This window comes from Xanthomonas melonis, assembly GCF_020783655.1.
Classification (GTDB): Bacteria; Pseudomonadota; Gammaproteobacteria; order Xanthomonadales; family Xanthomonadaceae; genus Xanthomonas; species Xanthomonas melonis.
The window spans coordinates 225,280-247,114 of record NZ_JAJGQH010000006.1 but is presented as its reverse complement, the minus strand read 5'-3'; the positions used below and the strand labels follow the sequence as shown (position 1 = coordinate 247,114).

At 67.2% G+C, this 21,835-nt stretch carries 14 protein-coding genes and 1 pseudogene; 5 read left to right on the top strand and 10 right to left on the bottom strand.

Annotated features, from left to right (window positions below; genetic code table 11):
- Nucleotides 1-188: 188 nt before the first annotated feature.
- The 3 genes and pseudogenes from LL964_RS20145 to LL964_RS08185 form a co-directional block, all read right to left on the bottom strand.
- Nucleotides 189-353, bottom strand: coding sequence for a hypothetical protein (locus tag LL964_RS20145; RefSeq protein ID WP_425478148.1), 165 nt, complete (start codon nucleotides 351-353; stop codon nucleotides 189-191).
- A gap of 2 nt (nucleotides 354-355) precedes the next feature.
- A pseudogene (locus LL964_RS08190) lies at nucleotides 356-2,129 on the bottom strand (alpha-amylase family protein); the annotation flags it as partial.
- A gap of 32 nt (nucleotides 2,130-2,161) precedes the next feature.
- The gene (locus LL964_RS08185) at nucleotides 2,162-4,606 is read right to left on the bottom strand and encodes a TonB-dependent receptor (protein ID WP_167395267.1); all 2,445 of its coding nucleotides are present in this window, start codon (nucleotides 4,604-4,606) and stop codon (nucleotides 2,162-2,164) included.
- Nucleotides 4,607-4,873: 267 nt separating this feature from the next.
- Between LL964_RS08185 and LL964_RS08180 the strand changes: the two genes are divergently transcribed.
- The gene (locus LL964_RS08180) at nucleotides 4,874-6,199 is read left to right on the top strand and encodes an MFS transporter (protein WP_104586819.1); all 1,326 of its coding nucleotides are present in this window, start codon (nucleotides 4,874-4,876) and stop codon (nucleotides 6,197-6,199) included.
- Between the two features lie 262 nt (nucleotides 6,200-6,461).
- Here LL964_RS08180 and LL964_RS08175 read toward each other — a convergent pair whose 3' ends face one another.
- The 4 genes from LL964_RS08175 to LL964_RS08160 form a co-directional block, all read right to left on the bottom strand.
- Complete coding sequence (locus LL964_RS08175; protein WP_104586818.1) at nucleotides 6,462-7,493, bottom strand: LacI family DNA-binding transcriptional regulator; 1,032 nt, start codon at nucleotides 7,491-7,493, stop codon at nucleotides 6,462-6,464.
- Between the two features lie 216 nt (nucleotides 7,494-7,709).
- A complete protein-coding gene (phbB, locus tag LL964_RS08170) occupies nucleotides 7,710-8,450 on the bottom strand; it encodes an acetoacetyl-CoA reductase (RefSeq protein WP_104586817.1) in 741 nt (246 codons plus the stop codon).
- Between the two features lie 116 nt (nucleotides 8,451-8,566).
- Nucleotides 8,567-9,895 carry a CitMHS family transporter gene (locus tag LL964_RS08165; protein WP_104586816.1) on the bottom strand — a complete coding sequence of 443 codons (1,329 nt, stop codon included), beginning with the start codon at nucleotides 9,893-9,895 and terminating at the stop codon, nucleotides 8,567-8,569.
- 220 nt (nucleotides 9,896-10,115) lie between these two features.
- Nucleotides 10,116-11,309 (bottom strand): OprO/OprP family phosphate-selective porin, encoded by a 1,194-nt coding sequence (locus tag LL964_RS08160; protein WP_104586815.1) that lies wholly within the window; start codon nucleotides 11,307-11,309, stop codon nucleotides 10,116-10,118.
- Nucleotides 11,310-11,565: 256 nt separating this feature from the next.
- Here LL964_RS08160 and LL964_RS08155 point away from each other — a divergent pair, with 256 nt between their 5' ends.
- From LL964_RS08155 to LL964_RS08140, 4 genes are all read left to right on the top strand, one after another.
- Complete coding sequence (locus LL964_RS08155; RefSeq protein WP_104586814.1) at nucleotides 11,566-12,267, top strand: response regulator transcription factor; 702 nt, start codon at nucleotides 11,566-11,568, stop codon at nucleotides 12,265-12,267.
- Nucleotides 12,260-13,645: a sensor histidine kinase gene (locus LL964_RS08150; protein ID WP_104586813.1), complete on the top strand. Its 1,386-nt coding sequence runs from the start codon at nucleotides 12,260-12,262 to the stop codon at nucleotides 13,643-13,645. The genes LL964_RS08155 and LL964_RS08150 overlap by 8 nt, the downstream gene beginning before the upstream one ends.
- Nucleotides 13,645-14,694 (top strand): ABC transporter substrate-binding protein, encoded by a 1,050-nt coding sequence (locus LL964_RS08145; RefSeq protein WP_104586812.1) that lies wholly within the window; start codon nucleotides 13,645-13,647, stop codon nucleotides 14,692-14,694. Before LL964_RS08150 ends, LL964_RS08145 begins: the two co-directional genes overlap by 1 nt.
- A 176-nt stretch (nucleotides 14,695-14,870) precedes the next feature.
- Complete coding sequence (locus LL964_RS08140) at nucleotides 14,871-15,509, top strand: response regulator (RefSeq protein ID WP_104586811.1); 639 nt, start codon at nucleotides 14,871-14,873, stop codon at nucleotides 15,507-15,509.
- 43 nt (nucleotides 15,510-15,552) lie between these two features.
- On the opposite strand, the gene LL964_RS08135 is transcribed toward LL964_RS08140, so the two are convergent.
- From LL964_RS08135 to LL964_RS08125, 3 genes are all read right to left on the bottom strand, one after another.
- The gene (locus LL964_RS08135) at nucleotides 15,553-17,673 is read right to left on the bottom strand and encodes a TonB-dependent receptor (protein WP_104586863.1); all 2,121 of its coding nucleotides are present in this window, start codon (nucleotides 17,671-17,673) and stop codon (nucleotides 15,553-15,555) included.
- A gap of 154 nt (nucleotides 17,674-17,827) precedes the next feature.
- Complete coding sequence (locus tag LL964_RS08130) at nucleotides 17,828-20,476, bottom strand: hybrid sensor histidine kinase/response regulator (protein WP_104586810.1); 2,649 nt, start codon at nucleotides 20,474-20,476, stop codon at nucleotides 17,828-17,830.
- Between the two features lie 148 nt (nucleotides 20,477-20,624).
- The gene (locus LL964_RS08125) at nucleotides 20,625-21,794 is read right to left on the bottom strand and encodes an OprO/OprP family phosphate-selective porin (RefSeq protein WP_104586809.1); all 1,170 of its coding nucleotides are present in this window, start codon (nucleotides 21,792-21,794) and stop codon (nucleotides 20,625-20,627) included.
- Nucleotides 21,795-21,835 lie beyond the last annotated feature (41 nt).

Below are 21,835 nucleotides of genomic sequence, written 5' to 3'. Positions count from 1 at the left end.
GCCGAAGCGTGGGTCTGGTTGACCGAAGCGAGGTTGCTGCTTCGCCGGTTAGTAACTTGATTATGTAAACACCCTCTTAGGTGTCTGCCCCCCATCCGCCCTGTCGGGCACCTTCCCCCGCAGGCGGGGGAAGGGAGTGCGATCTGGGCTTGACCAAGCCGGTGCTTTCGTCCGGTTGTGGCCCGCGGTCAGCAACGCTCCAGCCATCGCACCGCGTAAGCCGGAAGATGCAGGTGTGCCCCTGCGCTCAGCGGTTCGGTCGCTATGTGGTCGCCATTGCGTGAGGGAGTGCATTGCGTGGCTGCACTGAACTTCCATTGCGTCTGTGCGTTGACCGGAAGATACGCTTGCACTGCGCGGTCGCTGAAGTTGTGAACGGCGATAAACCGATCGCCACGCGTCAGTGCGAACAGGCACGGGTCGCTCAGCGCGAGGCTCCCCAAGGGTTGATCTGCTGCCAATGCGGGCGTTGCGGCGCGTTGCCGGATCAATGCCCGCAGGCGGCGGTAGACCTTGCCGCTCACACTGTCTGCATCCTCGCGTTGCGCGGCGATCTGCCAGTCGATCGCCGGCCGATGCAACCAGCGGCCTTCATGTCGGCGTAGCGGGTCGTCGCGATAGTGGCTGTCGTTGGGCAAGCCGAGTTCATCGCCCATGTAGATCAGCGGTATGCCGGGCATCGCCAGGGCGAGCGCGTAGAGCAGCAGCACCCGGTCCACTGCCAGCGTCAGCGCGGCTGCATCGCCGTCTTCGACTGCCGCCTGGATGCCGGTCAGTGCCGCAGTCATGCCGTTGGTGCCATGCACCCCATCGCCGCTGCTCTGGAAGCTTTCGCCACGCGCGTAGCTGCCCGGCACGTCGTTGGCATAGAAGCGCGCCACCTCGCGCAACGAGAAGGGCGGCTGCACGGCATTGCCTGCGGCTTCGTGTTGCAGCACGTTCCAGCCGATGTCGTCGTGGCAGCGCACATAGCTCAGCCACGCGCAGTTGGCCGGCAACGGCGGGCTGTTGGCAATGACGTTGTGCAGAATGTCGCCGCGTTGCAGTGCCAGCGCCGACCAGCCAGCAGCCATCAGGGTGCTGTGATAGGCCAGATGGCATTCGTGGCCCTGGTCGGGGCCGCTGCCGAAGTACGGCGGCAATTCGGCCATCGGCACGATGGCCTCGGCCTTCATCGCCACCGAGGGCGCCACGATGTCGGCGACCGCGCGCAGCGCCACCAGCAGGGTGTGGGCCTCGGGTTGGTTCATGCAGTTGGTGCCGGGGCGCTTCCACAGATAAGCGGTGGAATCCAGGCGAAAGGCTTCCACGCCCAGGTTGGCCAGTTGCAGTAGCGCCAGCGCCATCTCGCCGAACACTGCCGGGTTGCTCCAGTTCAGATCCCATTGATACGGATAGAACGTGGTCCACATCCATTGCCCGGTGGCCTCCACCCAGGTGAAGTTGCCGGGTGCGGTGTGCGGGAAGACCTGCCCCAGCGTGGTTTCGTACTGGTCGGGCTGGGTGCGATCGGCGAAGTGATGGTAGTAATCGAGATAGCGTGCATCGCCGGCGCGTGCGGCCTGTGCCCAGGCGTGGTCGTCGGCAGTGTGGTTGAGCACGAAGTCTGCACACAGGCTGATGCCGGCCTCGCGCAAGCGGGTGGTGAGCGCGACCAGATCCTCGTTGCTGCCAAGAATGGGGTCGACCTGGCCGTAATCGCTGACCGCAAAGCCGCCGTCGTTGTCGCCGGCGCGTGCACGCAGGAAGGGGAGCAGGTGCAGGTAGCGCACCCCCAGTTCCTGCAGGTAGGGCACGCGCTCGGACACACCCCGCAGCGAGCCGGCAAAACGGTCCACATAGGCGCTGTAGCCCAGCATGTGTTGTTCGCCGAACCAGCCAGGCCGACGTGTCGCATCCAGTTGCTGCAGCGCCTGCGGGCGTTGCTGCGCGCTGCGGCTCAGTGCGCCCAGCCAGCGCGTCAGCCACTGCGCATAGCCGCTGCGTTCGCCGTATAGCGAGTGCAGCGCCGTCAGCAGGCGCGGCGCATGGTGGTCGAAGCGCGCCAGCAGCGCGCTTGCCTGCGGTGCATCCAGCGGTGCGGCAAATGCCGCGCGCCAGGGGGTGATATCGAGGGGGGAGGTGTTCATGAAAGCGGCCGGGCAGCGCCCGGCACCGATCCTTAGAAGTCGTAACGCAGGCTGATGCTGGTGGTGCGGCCGGCAATCGAGCGCGCGCGAATGATGCCGTTGGCCGGGATGCTGGCTTCTTCGGCCTCGGTCAGGCCGAAGGTGTTGAACAGGTTGTTGACGTTGAGCGCCACGGTCAGCGCATCGGTCACGCGGTAGTCGCCGAACAGGTTCACCTGCGTGTAGCCAGGCATCTTCAACTGGTTGGAGTCCTGCGTATAGGCGTCGGTGGTGCCGATCAGGTTGACGCCGAACTGATAGCCGTCGCCGCGGTAGCTGGGGGTGAGCTGCCACACCACATCGGCCTGGCGACGCGGCACGTTCCCGGTGTTCGCCGGGGTGATCTGGTCGCGGGAGATCTCTGCGTCGGTCCAGGTCAGGCCGCCGTTGAGGTTGAAACCTCCGTAGCGATAGCTGGCTTCCAGCTCCACGCCATGCGCTTCGTAGCTGCGGTTGAAGAAACGCTGGCTGGTGACTTCGAAGTTCTGTTCCTGGGTGCGCGCCGAGAACGCGGTGGCGAACAGGCTCAGCCCGTCGCGGCGCCACTTCAGGCCGGCTTCGGCCTGGCGCACCACGTTGACGCCTTCGTCGGACGACACCGAACCGTCGTCGCGGACCACGCCGAACAACAGCCGGTCTGCGTTGGCGCGCGCGCCGCGGCTGATGCGCGCGAAGGCGCCCAGGTCGTCGGTGATCAGGTAATTGCCGCCCAGCGAGTACGACAGGTAATTCCAGTCGTAGTCCACCGGGCGCGCATTGGCGGTGTCGACCGTGGCCACGCGCTGTTCCACCGGCTGGATCACGCCATCGCCATTGACGTCCAGGTTCTGCGCGATGGCGGTGCCGTTGTAGCTGCCGCGTGCATCGCCCATGTCGTAGCGCAGGCTGCCGTCGATGCTGAACCTGTCGCTATCGAAGGTCAGCGCCACATAGGGCGCATTGACGTCGTAGCGCACGTCGTAGCTGCGGGTGATGCAGCAATCACCCCAGAACGGGGTGCCGTAGGCGTACAGACCATTCTGCGAACGCGTCACGCCGGCGGCATCCACCACGTTGAGCAGGCGCGAGTCGCGGCCCAGGCTCTGCACGTAGGAGTTCCAGGTCCAGTCCATGTCGATGGTCTGGCGCGAGCTGTAATAGCCCATGCGCAGGTTGAGCGTGCGGCCGTCGCCACCGAACTCGCGCGAGACGCTGAGGTCGTTGGTGACGTTGCCAAGGTCGTTGATGGACACGTTGAACAGGTGCGTGCGGATCGCGTTGCCGGTGTAGGCCTGGCCGGCGTCGGCACCGCCGGCCTGCACCAGCTGCGCACCGGCACCGCCAATGGAAGCGGCCAGCGATGCGGCGTCGGTGACCTCGGCGGGGAACGGGCTGACGAAGCGGCCGCTGTTGTCGGCGATACGGAACTTTTCGCTCAGGTTCCAGCCACTGCCCAGGTCGAACCAGGCCTCGGCGCCGATGGTGCGCGAGATCGGGTGCATGCCATCGCCCAGGTCGGTGCGGCGCGGCCGGTTGTTGCCGTCCAGGCCCACGTCGGTGCGGAAATTGCGGCTGTACAAGGTGTCGTTGCCGGGATCGAAGCCGGGGAAACCGCCCAGGTCCGGCGCACCATCGCGGCCGCGCACGGAGGTGGGCACCGGCAGGTAGCCGGCGGCGCGGTCGTTGAGGTATTTGCCGTACAGGCGCACGTAGCCGTTGTCGAACAGGCGGGTGAGGTTGGCCTTGAGCTGGCCGCCCTTGTCGGTGGTGTAGCCGGCATCGCGCACGCCGTCGCCCTGGCGGAAGAAGCCGCCGATGTTGAACTGCCACTGCTCGGCAAACGGCGCACCGTAATTGAAATCGATGCGGGTGTTGTCGTAGTCCAGACCACGGCTGACGCCGACGCTGCCGCCTGCGGTGTCGCCGGTCTTGCTGATGAAGTTGATGATGCCGCCGGGCGCGTTGCTGGTGAAGGTGGACGCCGAACCGCCGCGGATCGCCTCGATGCGGTCCAGGCTGAAATCCGAGCGCAGGAAGATGTCGGCGTTGCCGAAGGCGATGTCGCCGAACTCCATCACCGGCAGGCCGTCTTCCTGCAGCTGCAGGAACTTGGCGCCGCCGGACGCCACCGGCAAGCCACGCACGGCGATGTTGGCGTTGCCTTCGCCGCCGCTGGACTCGGAGCGGATGCCGGGGATGTTGCGGAAGATTTCAGCCGTGCTGCGCGGCGCGGACTGTTCGATCGCCTCGGCACCGACCGTACTGACCGACACGCTGGACTTCAGTTTGGTCGTGGCAGTGGAGGTGCCGGTAACGAACACTGCGTCCAGATCGACCGCGGTGCTGTCGGAAGCCGGCGGAGTGGTGGCGGCCTGCTGGGCCAGCGCGACAGGCGCGCACAGGCACGAGGCGACCGCGCAGGCCAGGGCGTGCAGGCGCAGGGTGTGCAAGGTGGACATCGCGATTCTCTCTCTCACAGGTGATGGTAAGCCGACGCCTGCATCGATCCCTCCCAGGGAGTGGCCGTCCGGCCTGCAGTGCGAACGCAGTAATACGCCCGTCTACAATCGATTGCAATCCTGCAGCGCAGCATCTGAAGTCGAATTCAGGCGGTACTTGCGCTACTCAGCGACTGTGTTGCAATGCAGCGTTACAATCGATTGCAGGAACGGCAAGGTACAGTGCGATGCGGCCACTGGGAGCCGTGCCGATGCCCTGGGCCCTGCATGTCGTCGACTGCCTCTCCGTTCTCCTTCATGCGCATCCTGGCGCTCAACGCCGGCTTCTTCGGCGTGCAGTACAGCTTCGGGCTGCAGCAGAGCAACATGAGCCCGATCTACAACTACCTGGGCGCCGACCATGCGAGCCTGCCGTACCTGTGGCTGGCCGGACCCATTACCGGGTTGGTGCTGCAGCCGTTCGTGGGTGCGTGGAGCGATCGCTCGGTGACGCGGTGGGGGCGGCGCATGCCGTACATGGTGCTGGGGGCGCTGGTGTGCAGCCTGTGCCTGCTCGCCATGCCCTTCAGTACTGCGCTGTGGATGGCGGTGTGCCTGCTGTGGATACTGGATGCGGCCAATAACGTGGCGATGGAGCCCTACCGTGCGCTGGTCAGCGATGTCCTGGCGCCTGCGCAACGTCCGTTGGGCTATCTCACCCAAAGCGCGTTCACCGGGCTGGCGCAGACCCTGGCCTATCTCACCCCGCCGCTGCTGGTGTGGATGGGCATGAACCAGGATGCCGCCAACGCGCATCACATTCCCTACGTCACCATCGCGGCCTTCGTGATCGGTGCTGGGTTTTCCGCTGCCTCCATCCTGTTGACAGCGCGCAGCGTGCGCGAGCCGGTGATCCCGCCGCTCGAGATCGCCCGCCTGCGCCAGCGCGGCGCCGGCCTGGGCGCGGTGGTGCGCGAAATCGGCGGTGCGTTGCGTGCGATGCCGCCGACCATGCGCCAGCTGGCGCCGGTGATGCTGTTCCAGTGGTATGCGATCTTCTGCTACTGGCAATACATCGTGCTGTCGCTGTCGACCACTTTGTTCGGCACCACCGATGCGAACTCGCACGGTTTCCGCGAGGCGGGCCTGGTCAACGGGCAGATCGGCGGTTTCTACAATTTCGTCGCGTTTCTGGCGGCCTTCGCGATGGTGCCGGTGGTCCGCCGCTTCGGCCCCAAGTACACCCATGCCGCCTGTCTGGTGGCAGCCGGCATCGGCATGTGGATGCTGCCGGGTATCGAGAGCCGCTGGCTGTTGCTGTTGCCGATGATCGGCATCGGCCTGGCCTGGGCCAGCATGATGGGCAACCCGTACCTGATGCTGGCCGACAGCATTCCGGCCGAGCGCACCGGCGTGTACATGGGGCTGTTCAATCTGTTCATCGTGTTGCCGATGCTGATCCAGATCGTGACCTTGCCGCTGTATTACGAGCCGCTATTGCATGGCGACCCGCGCAATGTGATCCGCCTGGCTGGCGCGCTGATGCTGGCCGCGGCGGTGGCGATGCTGTGCGTACGGGTCCGCAAGCCGGGGACGATCCCGGCAGGGGCGTAGCATGCGGGGCTGACATCGCTGGCTGCCGAAGATGCCACACGCGCGTGCCTGCCGGGTTGCCTGGGGGGCGAGTACGGTGGATCGGCTGGCCGCCGGCCCTCATCCGCCCTTCGGGCACCTTCTCCCGCAGGCGGGAGAAGGAAGCGGATTGCCGGTCTGGTATCTCCCAATCCCCAATCCCCAATCCCGAATCCCCAATCCCCAATCCCCAATCCCCAATCCCCAATCCCCAATCCCGAATCCCGAATCCCGAATCCCCGCCTCAAGCCGACTCGCGCACCATCAGCTTTACCGGCATTTCCACCGACTGCACCGGCTCGCCGGCGATCAAGGCGAGCAGGCGGTCCACCAGCAGGCGTGCGGCCAGGTTGAGATCCTGCCGCACCGTGGTCAGCGGCGGCTGGCTGTAGGCGGCCAGCGGGATGTCGTCGAAACCCACCAGCGAGATGTCCTGCGGCACGCGGTGGCCGGCTTCGACCAGGGCGCGGATGGCGCCCACCGCGATGAGGTCCGAGGCGGCGAACAGGCCGTCGGGGGGATCGGTCTTCTTGAGCATGGCGCGCGTGAGGCGGTAGGCATCTTCGCTGACGAAATGGCTGCGCGCATGCAGCCGCGTGTCGAATTCCAAGCCGTGCCGTTCCAATGCGTGGCGATAGCCGGCAAAGCGCGGGGCCACTTCGGGGAGCTGGTCGTCGCCGAGGAAGGCGATGCGTCGGCGGCCGCTGGCGATCAGGTGCTCGGTGGCGAGGGCGCCGCCCTGGAAGTTGTCGCTGCCCACGCTGATGTAGGCCTGCCCATCGATGCGGCTGCCCCACACGGCCAGCGGCAGGCCCTCACGCGCGGCCTGGTCCAGTGCCGCATGTTCGGAGCTCTGCCCCAGCACGATCACCCCGTCGGAACGGTTGCCGCGCGCCAGCTGTTCCACCCAGCCATCCTGGTGGCGGTCGAGTTTGGACAGCAGCATGCTGTAGCCGCGCCCGGTGAGCTCTTCGGCCAGCAGCGCCAGCATGGTCATCAGGAACGGGTCCGACAGCGGTTGATCCAGTGCGTGCATCATCGGCACTGCCACGCTCACCGTGTTGGAGCGCTTGGCGCGCAGGCTGCGCGCCACCGGATCGACCTGGTAGCCGGCCTCGGTGGCGATCTGCTTGATGTAGGCGCGGGTGCGCTCGGCCACCACAGGGCTACCGGCCAATGCGCGCGACACAGTGGATTCGGACACACCCGCCATGCGGGCGATGTCGGCCATCTGCGGGCGAGCATTCGGCGTGGTGCGTTCTGAAGGTTTGGCCATGGCAGCGCACTGCGGAAAAGCCAGAGTGTAATCAGTTCGCATTGCAGGCGGGTCGTTCGCGCAGTGGCGGCCGCTTGTGCGGGCGGGCGAGGCGCCAGCGCGCACGGATGTCGCTGCGGCGCATGCGGGGACCCGGCGCCGGACATGGTCGGCAGGCGGGCAGCGAGCCATGCGGGAGGGCGCGTCTGGCAGCGCTGCAGGCGGGCGTGCGCCTGCTCAGCCCATATACAGGCCGCCGTTGACCGCGTAGTCGGCGCCGGTCACATAGGCCGCATCGTCGGAGGCCAGCCAGGCGCACAGGCCGGCCACCTCGGCGGGCTTGCCCAGGCGGCGCACCGGCACCGACGTGGCCAGGCGGTCGAGGACGTCCGGCGGGAAGCTGCTGATCGAGGCACTGGCGATATAGCCGGGCGAGATGGTGTTGACGGTGACCCCGCGCGAGGCGACTTCCTGCGCCAGTGCCCGGCTGAAGCCGTGCATGGCCGCCTTGGCGGTGGCGAAGTTGATCTGCCCGATCTGCCCCTTGTGCGCGCTGACCGAGCCGATGTTGACGATGCGTCCCCAGCCGCGCGCCGTCATGCCATCGACCACCTGCTTGGTGATGTTGAATAGCGAATGCAGGTTGCTGGCGATCACCGCATTCCAGTCGTCGCGGCTCATCTGCCGGAACAGGGTATCGCGGCTACCGCCGGCGTTGTTGACCAGCACATCGATCTCGCCGACCTCGGCCTTGACCTTGGCGAACGCGGCCACGGTGGAGTCCCAATCGGCGGCATTGCCTTCGGAGGCAACGAAGTCGAAGCCCTGTTCCCGCTGCTCGCGCAGCCAGGCCGACTTGCGCGGCGAGTTGGGGCCGCAGCCGGCCACCACGGTATGCCCGCTGCGCGCCAGCCTCTGGCAGATCGCGGTGCCGACACTGCCCATGCCGCTGGTGACGTATGCGATGCGAAGCGTCATTGGTGTCACTCCTTCGGAGTTGGGATTCGGGATTGGGGATGATGGGATTGGCAACAGCGGGCATCGGTATTCGCTCTTGCGAATCCCCAATCCCGAATGCCGAATCCCGGCGGCGGTCAGCGCGCCAACGGAAACAGGCCAAACACCAATCCGCCGCCAAGCATCAGCATCGAAATCAGCACCGCCCACTTCAGCGTGAAGCGCTGGTGGTCGGCGAAATCCACCTTGGCCATGCCGACCAGCAGGTAGGTCGAGGGCACCAGGGGACTGAGCAGATGCACCGGCTGGCCGGCGAGCGAAGCGCGCGCCATTTCCACCGGGGTGATGCCGTAGTGGCCGGCGGCTTCGGACAGGATCGGCAGCACGCCGAAGTAGAACGCGTCGTTGGACATGAAGAACGTGAATGGCATGCTGACGATCGCGGTGATCACCGCCAGATACGGGCCCCAGCTGTCCGGAATCACCGCCAGGAAGCTGCGCGACATCGCCTCGACCATGCCGGTATTGGACAGGATGCCGGTGAAGATGCCGGCCGCGAAGATCAGCGATACCACCGACAGCACGTTGCCGGCGTGGTTGACCAGGCGGCGGCGCTGCTCGGCCAGGTTGGGGTAGTTGATCATCAAGGCCACGGCGAAGCCGATCATGAACAACACCGGCATCGGCAGCACGCCCACCACCAGCGCCGCCATCAGTGCCAGCGTCAGCAGCAGGTTCACCCACAGCAGCTTGGGGCGCTTGACGTCGTCGGTCTCCTCCACGCGCGGCAGTGCATCGTTGTCGTCGGGCAGGCTGGTTTCCAGCCAGTTGCCATCGGTTGGCAGGCGCACCACGCCCAGGCGGCGGCGCTCGCGCATGCCCAGATACCACGCCAGCGCGAGGATGCCGGCGATGGCCACCAGCATGGCCGGCACCAGCGGCACGAATACGTCGGCCGGATCCACATGCAGGGCGGTGGCCGCACGTGCGGTGGGGCCGCCCCACGGGGTCAGGTTCATCACGCCACTGGCGAGGATGGTCACGCAGGTCATGTTGAGCGCGTTCATGCCAAGGCGCTGGTACAGCGGCAGCATCGCCGAGACGGTGATCATGTAGGTGGTGGAACCATCGCCATCGAGAGAGATCAGCATCGCCAGGATCGCCGTGCCCATCACGATCTTGAGCGGATCGCCCTTGACCAGCCGCAGGATGCGTCCGACCAGCGGATCGAACAGGCCGGCATCGATCATCACCCCGAAGTAAAGGATGGCGAACATCAGCATCACGCCGGTGGGCGCGATCTTCTTGATGCCGTCGAGCATCATCTCGTTGATGCCGGTGCCGAAGCCGCCCAGCAATGCGAAGACGATCGGTACCGTGATCAGCGCCACCAGCGGCGACAGCCGCTTGCTCATGATCAGATACATGAAGGTGATCACCATTCCGAAACCGAGCGCGGTCAGCATGCGGGCGAATCCTTTGAGGCGTACGGCAGCGAGAGTGTGGGACGCGTCGTGCGGGGTGCGCGACGAAGATGGGCGTGCGCTGCACAGCGACCGGTTTGCGTACGTGCGTCTGCGCAGCGATCGCGCATCGCGTCATGCGACTGCGACGCAGACAGGTCGATGACTGCACTGCGCGGCATGGGCGTGATCCGCTGTTTCGATGTGTTGGGCAGGCAGCGCATCAGAAGTCGTACTGGAAGCGGCCGGTGACCGCGAGCGTGTGGTCGACCACCGCGCCCATGGCACGGTCGCGATTGCGGCTGTCGATGACGTTGAGCATCACGCGCAGGTTCGGCTTGAAGTACCAGTTGCCACCCAGCGTCCACGATTGCGTGCTGGCATCGATGAAGGCGGGCTGGCCGTCCAGGTGTTGATCGCCGCGCATGTAGTCGTAGCGCAAGGCCAGTTCGAGGGCACCGCTGCGGCGGTTGGGCGTGGCGATGCGGCTGAAACGCCCGGTCTTGCGATCGTAGCCGCGCGATTCGCCGGTGACGAACCAGCTGACCAGCCCATAGCTGGCCAGCACCGTGGCGTGCTGGCTGCCATCGTCGAGCAGGCCGCCGCTGAATTCGGTCTGCCACGACCATGGGCCGACGACTTCGGCGTATTCCAGCGACCATTTGTCGAACGCGGTATCGCGGCCATCGGCAAACCGTGCCAGGGTGATGCGGCTGTTGTTGGCCAGGTCGTTCTCCGGACGCGGGCGTATCAGCAGCGGCGCGGTGCCGGCGCTGCCGGGGCGCGCGTAGCGTTCGTGCGCCAGCGAGACACCCAGGTGGCGCAGGCGCGCCTGGCCCATCTCCGGTGCAAAGGTCAGGCGCGTGCCGAGCGCACTGCCCTTGGTGGACGAATTGTCGATGCTTTCCAGGCTGTAGAGCGCCGTGGACCAGGTCGCATCCGGGCGATTGGCCTGCCAGGAGATCGCCTTGCGATAGATCGGCGCCAGCGTGGTGGCCGCATAGCCACGTTCCAGGAACGGGCCATAGTTGGAGCCGGTGCGGTCGTCCAACGAGAAGTACTGCTTGAACTGCCCAATGGTCAGCGTGCCCGCAGAGAACTTCTTGGCGATATAGACATCGCGCGCCAGGATGCCGCGGCTGCCCGGTTCGTATTGCAGGCCGGCGAACTCGGCTTCGGCCTTGTAGTTGATGCCGTAGAACTTGCCGGCCACGTCCAGCCACGCCCGCCGGAACTGGGTGTCGTTGCGCTCGGGCGTACCGCGCTCGTCGTTGTCGAACACGGTGAAATCCCAGTGGATGCGTCCACCCACCTCGGCGGTGATCGGGCCATCGGCATCGGCTGCATGCGCTGCCGGTGCCAGGCCTACCGCCATGCAGGCGGCGCAGGCGCGCAGACGCAAGGTGTGGTTGCTCACAGACCCTCCCAGGTACATGTGTGAAACACGTTCGGCGATGCGCCGCACAAGCCGCTGCGGCGCGTTGGCAGCAGCCTAGTCGGGCGAAGCTGTCATGGACCTGTCGTTGGGTGGCCGGGATTGGGGAGTCGGGATTGGGGATTCGCAAGAGCAGAATCGCAATTGCGGCAAGCTTTTGTGTGCACGGCCTGTTACCTTCCGGCCGCGGCCAAGCGCTGTTACGACTCCCCAATCCCGACTCCCCAATCCCCGCCCCATGCGCCTTCTCCTAGTCGAAGACAACGCCGACCTCGCCGATGCCATCGTGCGGCGGATGCGCCGCAGCGGGCACGCGGTGGACTGGCAGGCCGACGGGTTGGCGGCGGCAAGCGTGTTGCGCTACCAGAGTTTCGATCTGGTGGTGCTGGATATCGGCCTGCCCAAGCTCGATGGGCTGCGCGTGCTGGCCGGGATGCGCGAGCGCGGCGACACCACGCCGGTGCTGATGCTCACCGCGCGCGACGGAATCGAAGACCGCGTGCAGGCGCTGGATGTCGGCGCCGACGATTACCTGGGCAAACCCTTCGATTTTCGCGAGTTCGAAGCGCGCTGCCGCGTACTGCTGCGGCGCAACCGTGGCCAGGCCAGCGAGGTGGTGCAGATCGGCGGATTCGTGTTCGACAATGCAGCGCATACCCTGATGCTCGATGGCATGCCGATCGAGCTGCCAAATCGCGAGTATCGCCTGCTGGAAATCCTGATCGGCCGGCTGGGGCAGGTGGTCGGCAAGGACGATATCGGCAACGGCCTGTTCGGCTTCGACGACGATGCAGGGCCCAATGCGATCGAGCTGTATGTCGGCCGCCTGCGGCGCAAGCTGGCCGCGGCGCCGGTGCGCATCGTCACCGTGCGCGGCGCCGGCTACAAACTGGAAGCCGCCGACCCGCATGCGCCGGTGGAGCCGGGCGCCGATGGCTGAGCCGCTGACGGTGGCACCGTCGATCCGGCGCACCTTGCTGCTGTATCTGGGCAGTCTGTCGTTGCTGGGCGCGGTGGTGCTGTTCTTCGCCGCGCGCGACTACGGCGAGCGCGCGGCCAATCGCTCCTACGATCATCTGCTGGTGTCCTCGGCCTTGTCCATCATCGACAGCGTGGCCTTGGTCGGCGGCGACTGGCAGGTGGATCTGCCGTATGCCTCGCTGGATCTGCTCGGCATGGCGCCGGAAGACCGCGTGTTCTATCGCGTGTTCGATGCACAGGGTCGCACCATCACCGGCGAAGAGGGCCTGCCGTTGCCCGCGCAGATGCCCGGCGACGCGCGGCCGGTGCTGTTCGATGCGCAGTACAGCGGTGAGCCGGTGCGCTTCGTGGTGGTGATGCATCGGGTGGCTTCGGCCTCCGAACAGGGCGAGGTGCGCGTGCAGGTCGGTCAGACCCGGCGTGCGCGCGATGCGGTGGCGCGCGATGTGGTGCTCAATGCGCTGATCGCGATCGGGGTGCTGTCGCTGCTGGCGCTGGGCCTGGTATGGCTGGGGGTGTACCGCGCGTTGCGGCCGCTGCAGCGTATCGAAGGCGATCTGTCGCGGCGCGAACCATCCGACCTCAAACCCCTGAACGTGCCGGCGCCGCAGGAACTGCAGCTCATGGTGGCGGCGCTCAACCGCTTCATGGCGCGGCTTGCATCCAGCAACGAGACATTGCGTGCATTCATGGCCGATGCGGCGCACCAGATGCGTACGCCACTGGCCGCACTGCGCGCGCAGGCGCAGCTGGCCATGGACGACGACGACCCGCGCGAGATGCAACGCAGCCTGGCCGCGATCGAGCGCAACGCCAGCCATATGAGCCGCCTGCTCAACCAGTTGCTCAGCGATGCCAGCGTGATCCATCGTGCCCATCTGCAACGCTTCGCCACCGTGGATCTGGCCGAGGTACTGCACCAGGCGTTGCACGAGGCCTTGCCGCACGGCGAGGGCGCACCGCGCGTGCAATTGGCCATCGATCCGCAACCGGCGTTGCTGCGCGGCGATGCGCTGCTGCTGCGCGAGGCGCTCAAGAACCTGATCGACAATGCCTGCAAGTACGGAGGCGGTGCGCCGCTGCAGGTTGCCCTGACTGGCGATGGCAATCAGCACGTGCTCACCATTGCCGACCATGGGCCGGGCATTCCGGCCGCCGACGCCGAGCGCGTGTTCGAACGTTTCGCACGCGGGCCGGATGCGCCGGCCGGTGGGGCCGGGCTGGGCCTGGCCATCGTCAAGCGCGTGGTCCAGGCGCATGGCGGGCGCATCGATCTGTCCAATCGCATCGGTGGCGGCCTGATCGCCTCGTTGCACTTTCCGGGAGGCACCAGGTGATGCGCATGCTCTGCGCGATGGCACTGTGGCTGGCCTGCGGCCTGGCGTGGTCGGCGCCTGGCGACGTGCGGCGGTTTCCTGCCCAGGGCGGGGTGCAGGCGCAGCTGCGCGTGCAGGGATCCACCGATCTGGAGGTGTTCTCGGCGGTGATCCGGGACTACCAGCGCCTGCATCCCGGCACCGAAGTGGTCTACGAAGACACCATCGCCTGGGATATCTATGCGCGTTACCTGCATCCGGCCGCCGATGCGCCGCAGGCGGACATGCTGATCAGCGCCAGCATGGACCTGCAGACCAAGCTGGTGAACGACGGCCACGCCCTGGCGCATCGCTCCCCACAGACCGAGGCGCTGCCGGCCTGGGCGCAGTGGCGACACGAGGTGTTCGGCATCAGCTACGAGCCGGTGGCCATCGTCTACAACACGCGCAGGCTGGCGGCCGCGCGCGTACCGCGTACCCGGCGCCAGTTGCTGGCGCTGCTGCGCGCACCGGATGCACCGCTGCGCGGCAAGGTGGGCACCTACGATGTGGAACGCAGCGGGGTGGGCTATCTGTTCGCGACGCAGGATGGCCAGGTCGGCAGCATCGCCGGCGCGCTGCTGGCCGCGTTGGGGGCAAACCAGGTACATCTGGAAGAGCGCACTGGCGCCTTGCTGGACCGCGTCAGCCGCGGCGAGCTGCTGCTGGCCTACAACGTGCTCGGCTCCTACGCGCAGGCACGCGCCGATGCGGGCGCGCCGCTGGGCATCGTGCAGCCGCAGGACTACACGCTGGTGGCACTGCGCACGGCGGTGATCCCCAAGAGCGCGCCGCATGCGGCCGAAGCACGCAGGTTTCTCGACTATCTGCTGTCGCCACGCGGCCAACAGGTGCTCTCGCGCGAGGCGCGGCTGATGCCGATCCTGCCGGCCGCCGGCGGCCGCGGCGGCTCGGCGCAGCCACCGTTCCGGCCGATTCCGCTCGGTCCCGGCCTGCTGGTCTACCTGGACAAGCTCAAGCGCCGCCAGTTCCTGGAGGCCTGGCGGGCCAGCACGCAGCCGCCGCACTAGCGCGGCTGCCCACGGTGCGCTGCACGTGTGGTGCAGGTGATCGGCAACGTGCCAGCCGGCGGGATCCGGCGAGGCATGCGTGCATCGCGGCGCCTGCGCGCATCTGCGCCAGCCCGTGCCGCCAGCGGGAGAGGCCGGTGCGGCAAAGCGAGGTGCCGCTGTGCCAGACTTGGCGCATGGCCGATCTCACCATTCTCGTCGCCGACGACCATCCGCTGTTCCGTGCCGCCGTGATCCACGTGCTGCGGCAGACCTTGCCGCAGGCACAGGTGGTGGAAGCCTCCAGTGCCAGCACATTGGGCACGATGCTGCGCGCGCATCCGCAGGCCGAACTGGTCCTGCTGGATCTGGCCATGCCGGGCGCGCGTGGATTTTCGGCACTGCTGCACGTGCGCGGCGAACACCCGGACATTCCGGTGGTGGTGATTTCCTCCAACGATCATCCGCGCGTGATCCGGCGCGCGCAGCAGTTCGGTGCGGCCGGTTTCATTCCCAAGTCCACGCCGGCCGAGACCATCGGCAGTGCGGTGGCCAGCGTGCTGGAGGGCGGCACCTGGTTCCCGCCGATGACCGCCGAGCGTTCGGAGGCCGACGCGCAGCTGGCCGCCAAACTGGCGCAGCTGACCCCGCAGCAGTTCCGCGTGCTGCTGAGCCTGGCCGACGGCCTGCTCAACAAGCAGATCGCCCACGAGTTGGGGCTGGCCGAGAACACCGTCAAGGTGCACGTCACCGCCATCTTGAAGAAGCTCGATTGCTACAGCCGTACCCAGGCGGCGGTCCTGGTCAAGGCGCTGGAGCCGGAAGGCGAGGGCTGACGCAATCGGGCGCACGCCTGCGGCAGGCGTGCGCCGCCGATGCTCAGAAGTCCAGCGAATAGCCCAGCGTCAGCGTGCGGCCACGCCCGGCGAAGTATCGCAGCGGCTCGACCAGCGCCGATTGCGAGTAGTAGGTGATGTACTGCTTGTCGAACAGGTTGGCCACGCCCATGCGCAGCGCACCGCGCGGCAGCGCATAGGTGACTGTGGCGTCCACCAGCGAGTAGCCGCTGAAGCGTTGGTCGGGGTCGTCGAAGGACTGGCTGAAGGCATGCTGTGCCTGCACGAACGAGGCGAACCTGGGGGTCCATTGCGCCGACCAGGAGGCGATCACGCGATTGGGCGCCACATTGAGCCCATCCAGGCGTGCGTCCAGGTGGCCATCGTTGTCGCTGTCGTAGCGGCCGCGCGTGTACGCATACGACAGGCGCAGGCGATGCCCCGCAGTGGGCCGGTAGCCCAGGCTGGCGTCCACGCCCTGCACGCGGGTCTTCTCGCGGCTCATCATGAAGGCGCCGTTGAGCGGCACCACGCGCGTGCCCAGGTCCGAGTCGGAGCGGAAATAGCTGAGGTCCGCATCGAATGCGCCGCGCTCGATGCGGGTGCCGGCTTCGATGCTCCTGGTCAGGATCGGCTCCAGCATGTCCAGGTCGGCCACGCGCGTGCCCGGGGCGTCGATCGCGCGCAGCACGCGGCCCACGTCGGGCATGCCGAATCCTTCGGAATAGCTGGTGAACACGTTCACGCCTTCGACCGGCGTATAGACCAGGCCGGCGTTGTACAGGGTCTGGCTGAAGTCGAGCGTGCCGCCTTCCACGTCGACCCGGTTGTAGCGCCACAGGGTCCGATAGCTGTCGATCTGCAGTTCGGCCTCTTCGCGGCGCACGCCAGCGTGCAGGGCCAGCGCAGGCAGCAACGCGTATTCGCCCTGCACGAACAGCGACAGGTTGCGGAAATCCGATTCCGGCACGTAGGTGCGTCCGGTGCCGTAGAGATCCTGCTTGCCGGTATCGGCCAGCAGATCGAAGCCGCCGGTGAGCTTGAGCCGGTCGTCGAGCAGGTCGTCCTTGCTCAGGGTGACCTTGCTGCCCCACTTGGACGCGACCGAACGCGACTGATCGTACAGGCGGCCGAGCGGAGCGATCAGCGGGTCCTGGAAGGTGGACGTGTTGGCCGCACCGAACAAACCTTCGAATTCCTGATTGAACACCAGCGCGTTCAACTGCATGCCGGCCAGGTCGTCGTGGGTATACGACAGACCCGAGGTCAACACCTCGTTGTGCGGCGCGCTGCCTTCGGGGGTGCCGCGGACCGAGGTGGTGGGCAGGCGCCGTGCGCGGTCGCCCGGAATGCCGATGTAGTCGTTGTCGTTCTTGATGCGGTAGCGATTGACGCTCAGGCTCAGGCGCTGGGTGTCGGTGAGCGCATAACCGACTTTGGCCAGCACGTCGTAGCTCCTGGAGGTCATCAGGTCGCCCTGGATGTTGTCCGCGCCGATCGGCCGGCCCTGCCCATCCACATGCAGTCCCTGATCGGCGTAGCTGGCCGAAAACAGGTAATCCAGCCGGTCGCTGCGGCCGTCCACGCGATAGCGGGTCTCGTAGCTGGCAGTTTCGGCGCGGGTCTGGGCGGTGGGCGCGGTGGCCTGCACGTCGAGGTGCTGATTCAGCGCGCCGTCCTGCGGACGACGGGTGATGATGTTGATGGTGCCGCCGGTGGCGCCCAGGCCGTTGATCGCATTGGCGCCCTGGATCACCTCGATCCGCTCGACCATGGCGAAATCGATGGTATGCGCTTCACGGCCGGTAGGGCGGATCGGATTGGACTGCGGGATGCCGTCGATCAGGATCAGCGGCGCGCGGCCGCGCAGCGTTTCGCCGCTACCGTTCATCTTGCCGCGGCTGGGCGTGTAGGAGGGAATCAGGTTGGCGAGCACGTCCGAGGAATTGCTGGACAGCGTCAGCTGCTGCTGGATCTGCGCCTTGTCGATGATCAGCACCGTTTGCGGCGATTCGGCCACCGTCATGTTCGAACGTGCGGCGGCGACCACCACCGTTTCGAGCGTATCGGTGACCTGCGACTGGGCAAATGCGGCCTGCGCACCGAGCAAGGACAGAACAACGGCGAGCGGCAGGCGTGCCGTTCGGGGCGTGGGAGAGGTCATGGGCAGGAACTCCAATGCGACAGGCGATCGCGCAACGATGGCGATCAAAATGGGAATCATTATCGATAGTGTAGCAGGCGCGCTTTCCGCCGCTCGCGACTGCGGCTGCGTGTCATGCACGGTGCCCTCGGGCTGCAGCGATGGCCTAACCCGGTCAGCCGCGCCGCAGCAGCATCTGCGTGATCAGCGCGCGTAGTGCCGGCGGGCGCACCGGCTTGGACAGGAAACCCCAGCCCGCTTCGAGCGCGTGATCGCGCAGGGCGGCGCTGGGTTCGGCGGTGACCAGGATCACGCGCGGCTCGCGCTGCCAGTGCTCCACCAGCTGTGGCAGCAGCATCGGGCCGTAGTGGTGGCCCATGCGCACGTCCAGCAGCAGCAATTCGGGGCCGTCGCCGGCCGTAGCGGCGGCCAGTGCATCGTCCGGACCGCCGGCGAAATCCACCCGGCATTCCCAGCGTTCCAGCAGGGCGCGCGTGGCCTCGCACACGCGTGGGTCGTCGTCCACGCACCACACCCGGCAGCCGTGCAGGATGGGATCGTTGCCGGGTTCGCGCGCCATGGCGGGCGGTGGCGGCGGGCGCGTGGCGATGGCTGCACGTTCGCCCAGCGGCACGCTGACCGAGAACACGCTGCCGCTGCCCAACGTGGAGCGCAGCCCGATGCGGTGCCCGAGCAAGCGGCCGATGCGTTCGACGATGGCCAGACCCAGGCCGGCGCCGCGATCGTTGGCCACCCCGTCGTCCAGGCGGCGGAATTCCTCGAAGATTTCGTGCTGCAAGGACTCGGGAATGCCCGGCCCCTGGTCGTGGACCTCGATGCGCAACCAGCCGCCCCGCCTGCGGCAGCCGATCAGCACGCGCCCGCGGGGGGTGTAGCGGATCGCATTGGACAGGAAATTCTGCAGGATGCGGCGCAACAGGTTCTCGTCGCTCAATACCACCGCCGAGGTCGGCACCCATTCCAGAGCCAGGCCGCGGTCTTCGGCCAGGATGCCGAACTCGCGCGCCAGCGCCTCCAGCAGCGGGCCGAGCGCGAAGTCGCGCACCTGCGTCTTCAGGCTGCCGGCTTCCAGGCGCGAGATGTCCAGCAGGCTGTTGAGGATGGCGTCCTGCGCGGCCAGTGCGCCGTCGATGTTGTCCACCACGCGCGCGCTGCCGGCCTCGTGCACCTGCCCGCGCAATAGTGAGACGAACATGCGCGCGGCGTTGAGCGGCTGCAGCAGATCGTGCACGGCCGAGGCGACGAAACGGGTCTTGTAGCGGTTGGCGCTTTCGGCCTCGCGCTTGGCCGCGGCCAGGTCGCGGGTGCGCTCGGCCACGCGGTGTTCCAGCGCATCGGCCAGCGAGCGCAGTTCGCGGGCAGCGTTCTTGTAGCTGGTGATGTCGGCGTAGCTGGTGACGAAGCCGCCATCGGGCAACGGGTTGCCGCGGATCTCCAGCACCGTGCCGTCTTCCTTCTCGCTCTCGCGCATATGCGGCTTGCCGCTGCGCAGGTGATTCAGGCGCCGCTCGATGGCGGCCTCGATCGGCCCCGGCCCCAGCAGCCCGCGGCGGGCGTTGTAGCGGAACAGGTCCTCGATCGGGCGGCCGATCTGCAGCAGCTCCGGCGGGAACCGGAACAGCTCCACATAGCGCGAATTCCAGGCGACCAGATCGAGCGCGGCATCGATCACCACCACGCCTTGCGGCAGGTGCTCCAGGCTGCGGCTCAGGCCGGCATTGGCCTGCTGCGCGGCGGCCACCACCCCGTCCTGGGCGGTACGCAGTTCTTCGGCATGCTGTTGCAGCACCGTTTCCAGCTCCTGCCGGCTGCGCTGGCGCAATGCTGCCAGGCGCCGCCGCTGCTGTACGAACAACCACAGCAGCGCCAGCGCCAGCCAGGCCCCGGCCGCGGCGATCGCCGCGGCACGGCCGGCCGCACCGCTGCTGCGCGTGTCGTGCAGCAGATGCAGGCGCCAGCCGCTCTCGGGCACTTCCAGGGTCTGCCACAGCACCGCCGCGTCCAGTGGCGGGTCGCGGACATCCACCAGCACGCCGCCATCGCCGGTCTGCTCGATCAGGCGCCGCCGCAGCGGCAGCAGGCCCTGATCGGCGTACTGGCGGGTGCTGCGCAATTCGCGACGGTCGCGCGGGCTCAGTGGCGCCAGCATGCGGTAGCGCCAGCTGGCGCGACTGGCCAGGAACACCACCCCGTGCGCGTCGGAGGCCAGCACGATGTCCGGGGTCTGCAGCCACTCGCGTTCCAGCGCGGCCAGCGCGATCTTGATCACCACCACGCCCTGTACCTGGCCGGTGTCGTCGACGATGGCCTGCGACAGGAAGTAGCCCGGCTCGCTGGTGGTCATGCCGATGCCGTAGAAGCTGCCGCTGCCCTTGGCCAGCGCCTGCTGGTAGTACGGCCGGAACGCGTAGTCCACGCCCACGTTGCTGCGCGCGGCGCGCCAATTGCTTGCCGCCAACGCGGTGCCGTTACGGTCGATCAGCGTCAGCGTGGACGAACGGGTGACATTGTTGGCGCGTTCGAGCTTGCGATTGAGCTGTTCCACCTGCGCGGGCGACAAGGCTGTCGATACGGCCGCGCGCAGCTCCGGGTCCAGCGCCAGGATCTGCGGCAGGGTGCGGTAGCGATCGACGCGTTGTTGCAGCGCCTGTGCATACAGGCGCAGCTGGCGGCGCACGGTGGTGCTTTCCTCGCGCAGCGCGCTCTGTTGCACGAAGTGCTCGGCTGCGAGCATGGCCACCACCATGCCGCCCAGCACGATGGCCAGGGTGAGCAGCAGGCGGCGGCGTTGCGAGGCGTACATGCCGGCAAGTATGGCCGAGGCATGCCGCAAACGACGACGGCCGCACCCGGGCAGAGGATGCGGCCGTGCCGGAACATCCGCGCTGGCATGCGAGCGCAGGCCCTCTCGCGCGCCAGCGCGGCGGCCCGCGAACGGGCGCCTTCGCGGGCTAGAACTGCACCTGCGCCCGCAGCTCCATGACCTTCGGGGTCACGTGCACGCCATTGCGCGAGGCATCCACCCAGCTGTAGTTGGCCTGGAACTTGAAGTGGCTGGTGAGGTACCAGTTGGCGCCGATGGTGGTGTCGTGCTGACGGCCGCCATGGACGTTGTTGTCTTCCAGATTCAGATGGCTGTAGCGGGCGGTGAGTTCGACGGCGCCGTATTCGTGCGCCGGCTTGATATTGCCCGGCACGCCGCCGGCGTAGCTGCGCGACTCGCCGGTCAAGGACCAGGTGCCGTAGAGGTACTGGCCCTGGGCGATGAAGTGCGGCAAGCCCTCGTTACGCGCCACCTCGGCACGCAGCGCCTCGCTCTGCAGCGAGAACGGGCCATGGATCCATACCGCTTCCACGCCGGTGCGGATCACGTGGTCCACGTCCAGGATGGTGCCGGTGTCGATCAGCCGGACGTCGGTCAGGCCGGCTTCCGGGCGTGCCCGCAGGCGCACGCGCGGGCCGAACGCCACGCCACGGCCGTCGGTGAAGCCACGCGGGTTCTCCACCGAACCGGCGATGCCCAGGTGCAGCACGTCGCCATCGGCCTTGTGCGGAGTCCACGCCGCATGCACGGCCTGGGTGGTGCCCGGATTGTCGCCCTGCAGGTCCTGGCCGCCGTAGGCGCCGGCCTGCAACAGGTAGCGTGGCCGCTCCAGGGTCCACTCCACGCCGGTCCGGCGGCCCTGGAACACTGCCTGCACCGGCAGGCCCAGCTCCATGAAGCTGCCCGCACGCGAGCTCTGCACCGCTTCCAGGCCCACCGGCACCTTCATGTAGCCTAGTCGCACGCGGCCGTAGTCCTGGCCCAGCAGCGCCTTGGTTTCGAAACGGAAGAACACGTCCAGCCACAGTTTGGACTCGAAGTCGAAGTAGACCATGGCGTCGTAGGCGCCCTTCTTCTTCACGGTGGCGCCGAATTCCTTGCGGCGGAAGTCGGTACGGTCCTCCAGGCGGTCGTCGCCGGAGAAATTGTTGTCGTCGTAGGCGAAGTTGCCGGTCAGCGCGAGCTCGGTGCCATCACCGAAGGCGTACTTGGTCGGCCAGTTTTCGAGCGAGGTGGCCGCATGGGCGGCAGGGGCGGCGGCAAACGCCAACGCCAGAACGAGCGGATTGAGGCGCATAGGAGTGATCTTCGGCAATGGAAAGGCCGGGGCGTCCTGCC